Source organism: Achromobacter sp. Marseille-Q0513, assembly GCF_018195695.1.
Classification (GTDB): domain Bacteria; phylum Pseudomonadota; class Gammaproteobacteria; order Burkholderiales; family Burkholderiaceae_B; genus Achromobacter.
Genome location: NZ_JAGTJY010000314.1, coordinates 1 through 3285 on the forward strand (window position 1 = coordinate 1; position 3285 = coordinate 3285).

Sequence of the window (3285 nt, forward strand, 5' to 3'; positions counted from 1 at the left end):
AGCTGCGCGAGATCCGCGAACGCCAGCCCTGGAACCCAGACGTCTTGACGCTACTCTGGGAGATCAAACGCATGCGCTCGCTGCTCCTGCGGCTCGATCAAGTGTCCTGCGACCTGCGCCGGCCCACGGGCCTCATGGGCGACATCTACGACGAGCTGATGCAGCAGATCGCTGTGGAGCCCTGCGTCGTTGAGCGCAAGGAATGGACGGCCGAAATACTTGAGGCGCCGTACAAACTCAGGAAGGGAATGGGGCCGAGGTAGACCGGCGGTTACTTACGGATAACTTTTTGTATATAGTGTCCCCACCCATGGAGGATACACAATGACCGGAGAAGCTGCCCCTTCCGCTGCGGAGGAACAAGATCGCGAGAACCAAGAGGAAGGGCCTCAAGGACAAGGCCTTCCCCATCTACACATCGCCGGTCCGGAGGACTCCGCGCCCCCGCAGCCGCAGCCGCAGCCGGCCCGCGATGTAATCGTGTATTCAGGCCAAATCAATCGTGCGGGCTATGACCAAATCTGCCTCCAACTGGAAGAGCAAAAGCAAAAATCTAGTCATGCACTGTTTGTCCTGACCACACCAGGTGGCGATCCGCACGCGGGATTCCGAATTGCGCGTGCGCTCCAGCACGAATTCCAGGACTTCCATGTACTGGTCCCCTGGGTATGCAAGAGCGCGGGAACTCTCATCTGCATTGGCGCCACACAGCTTTATCTCTGCGATCAGAGCGAGCTGGGTCCATTGGATGTTCAGATCAAAAAATCCGATGAACTCGTAGGTCGTAATTCAGGTCTCGATATATTGCAGGCGGTCAATTACCTACAAAATCAAGCGATGAATGCGTTCCGAACGTATGTTGACCAACTGACCTACGAAGGCTTGTCAACCAAGGCCGCTTCCGACATGGCATCGAAGCTGACAACCGGATTGTTCTCGCCGATTTTCGGTCAAATTGATCCGATGCGCTTAGCTGAGATGCAACGGGCCACTGATATAGCTTATGCCTATGGGCAACGGCTGAACGAAAAAAGTTTGAATCTAAGGGCCGGCGGCCTGGAGAAGCTTGTAGCCAACTACCCATCACACGGGTTCGTAATTGACCGAAAAGAGGCACGAACCATCTTCACCAAGGTGGAAAAGCCAACAGGCATGCTTCTACAATTGGCTCAGGCGTTGTATGCTGCTGGTCGAGCCCAGATCAACGCCGAAACGCCCCAGATCTTCTATATCCCGTCGACACAAGGTGATGGAAATGCGAACATACCAAACGCCAACTGAGGTACGTGACGCTCTCCAACGCGCTGCCGAGAAATCGGCTGAAACTTCGGCGCGCCTCTTCGAGGCTACACGCTCCAACCATCGCAACCTGACCCCGCAGGTCAGTACGCCAGCGGCCACACCAGTCACGCCGATCACGACGGCGGTATTTGCTAGGCTTCTCGCTATTGCCTCCTAGCACCAAGGGCCGCCAGATGCGGCCCTTTCACTTTGGCCACGCTTCGACGGTGGCGCGGTGCCGCTCCGCGCACTGCCCATACTGCACTGCCAGGGCGATATAGCTGCGCGCGAAGTCGTCCCAACTATCGCTGGTCACCTCGGGCACCGGCGGGCATGGCTGGGCCAGGTTGGCCGGCAGAATTGGCCAGGCGGCCGGCTTCGTTGATGTGCTGCAGCCGGCCAGCGTCAATACGGCAACCAGCAGGCAAAGGGCTCTGGACTTCGACACGGGTGTACCTCTCGATGATCTTGGGCTGGCTGTCGCGCAGCGTGGCGGCGCTGGCTTCGAAGGTGGTGGCGATGCCGGCTAGGCGGCCGGTCTGGGTCTTGAACTCGTTCAGTTCGGCCAGGGCGTGATCGGCGTTCGCCTTGGCCATGCCATCGTCGTAGCGGCTGGCGCCATACAGCACGACACCAGCGCCCAGCACGAGCACCAGCGCGGCGCCGCCGATCCAAGGCAGCGCCAGGCGCAGTAGCGGGTTCACCGCTGCACCTCGGCCACGGCCTGCCGGTACAGCTCCGGCCAGGTTTGGGGGTGCGGCTTTCCCGGCCGCCAGACCCGCAGATAGCACGCGAGGGCTGCATCCGCATCGCCCAGGGCCGGCAGTGCCTTCGGATCGGTCCACAGCAGCAGTCGCGCCAGGCCGGCGGCCAGCACGTCGTCATGCTCGATCGCGTCCCAGATTGCAGTGTCGTCCGCCGGCACGCCGCGCGCTCGGTACAACTGCGCGGCCAGGGCGCGCGTCGCAACATGCTCACGCACGCCGTGGACCATGCCGCCGCCCCTCTCCGCTTGCCAAAAGCTCTTGGCGGGACCGAGCGGCCGCGGCGGATTGCCCACCAGCTGCCGGCGGTGTTCAAAGCGAGATTCCTGCAGACCGATCGCCAGCAGCATGCTGCGCGCAGCCGGCGTGTCCATGGCGGCCGGCAGCAGGGCCAGCGCGGGATCGATGGCGGTCTCGATGATTTGCGACAAGGTCATTGCTTGGTCTCCCTGATATGTTTGATCGTCACCGCAGCGACATAAAACGCCGCAGCGACTGCGAGCGCAGCATCGCCGGCACTGGCCCAGCCTGCGGCCACGATGCGACACGCCGCGCCCGTGGCAGTCAGGCACACAGCCGACAGCCCGATACGCTCCAGCGCGCTGTCCTCGATCGATTTCGAGAAAACGGCCAATGCAGCGCCGCCGGCGACGATGAGCCAGCTCACGAACGCGAGGACGGCCCACAACGTGATGTAGATGGTGCTTTCCATGTCACCCCCCCCTGTTGCCTCGAACACGGTCGAGCAGCGCTTGCCACAGCGCACCAATGGGCGCCTCCTGCACGGCTTGCCATAGCCGCGACATGATGGCCATGCCGAGGAAGCCACAGAGAAAGCCCGACAGCCCCTCGGGAATCCCGAGAAAGCCTGCGAGCCATGGCGAGCCGTAGTACGCGAGCACCGCGCCGGTCGCCGCCATGCTGATCTTCGCGGTGCGCGATCCCTGCAGAAACCGCATGGAGACCATGGCGCCGACGACTCCGGCCAGCTTCGCCGCCAGGGCGTCGAATTCTTGAATGTTCAATCGTTTCCCCTAGACGAAAAAAAGCCCGCTCAAGGCGGGCGCTATAGTTGCATCGTCAACGAGCTATACGGGCTGCACGTCCGTAAGCCACGCCGGCAACGGCCCCCATCCTGGATAGCTGACATCCTTGTCACCGGCCCTCTCGACAACACCGAGGACATACGGCGCTTTCGTCGTCCGGACCCACAACGGCGTGGCGCGGTGGTCCTCTACCG

Annotated in this window: 6 protein-coding genes; 2 read left to right on the plus strand and 4 right to left on the minus strand. The window is 61.9% G+C overall.

The genetic code is table 11. The annotated features are described in order from the left end of the window. The first annotated feature begins 2 nt into the window (after nucleotides 1-2). Both KDH83_RS30050 and KDH83_RS30055 read left to right on the plus strand, forming a co-directional pair. On the plus strand, nucleotides 3-263 hold the full coding sequence (locus KDH83_RS30050) for a hypothetical protein (protein WP_249205454.1): 261 nt from the start codon (nucleotides 3-5) through the stop codon (nucleotides 261-263). A 61-nt stretch (nucleotides 264-324) separates the two neighbouring features. Beyond that, entirely contained in the window at nucleotides 325-1281 is a 957-nt protein-coding gene (locus tag KDH83_RS30055; RefSeq protein WP_212322548.1) for a hypothetical protein, read from the plus strand. A 302-nt stretch (nucleotides 1282-1583) separates the two neighbouring features. Here the strand turns inward: KDH83_RS30055 and KDH83_RS30060 are convergent, their stop codons facing one another. Genes KDH83_RS30060 through KDH83_RS30075 form a run of 4 tightly spaced genes read right to left on the minus strand, consistent with a single transcriptional unit; the run spans nucleotide 1584 to nucleotide 3070 of the window. Beyond that, nucleotides 1584-1985 (minus strand): hypothetical protein, encoded by a 402-nt coding sequence (locus tag KDH83_RS30060; RefSeq protein WP_212322551.1) that lies wholly within the window; start codon nucleotides 1983-1985, stop codon nucleotides 1584-1586. Further along, nucleotides 1982-2482 (minus strand): hypothetical protein, encoded by a 501-nt coding sequence (locus KDH83_RS30065; RefSeq protein ID WP_212322554.1) that lies wholly within the window; start codon nucleotides 2480-2482, stop codon nucleotides 1982-1984. The genes KDH83_RS30060 and KDH83_RS30065 overlap by 4 nt, the downstream gene beginning before the upstream one ends. Then, nucleotides 2479-2757: a hypothetical protein gene (locus KDH83_RS30070; RefSeq protein ID WP_212322557.1), complete on the minus strand. Its 279-nt coding sequence runs from the start codon at nucleotides 2755-2757 to the stop codon at nucleotides 2479-2481. The genes KDH83_RS30065 and KDH83_RS30070 overlap by 4 nt, the downstream gene beginning before the upstream one ends. Before the next feature lies 1 nt (nucleotide 2758). Continuing rightward, the gene (locus KDH83_RS30075; protein ID WP_212322561.1) at nucleotides 2759-3070 is read right to left on the minus strand and encodes a hypothetical protein; all 312 of its coding nucleotides are present in this window, start codon (nucleotides 3068-3070) and stop codon (nucleotides 2759-2761) included. Nucleotides 3071-3285 lie beyond the last annotated feature (215 nt).

What these genes read in the sequence shown, in the direction of transcription:
- KDH83_RS30055 (WP_212322548.1), top strand. Translation starts at nt 325, where the DNA reads ATGACCGGAGAAGCTGCCCCTTCCGCTGCGGAGGAACAAGATCGCGAG.
- KDH83_RS30070 (WP_212322557.1), bottom strand. Translation starts at nt 2,757, where the DNA reads ATGGAAAGCACCATCTACATCACGTTGTGGGCCGTCCTCGCGTTCGTG.
- KDH83_RS30065 (WP_212322554.1), bottom strand. Translation starts at nt 2,482, where the DNA reads ATGACCTTGTCGCAAATCATCGAGACCGCCATCGATCCCGCGCTGGCC.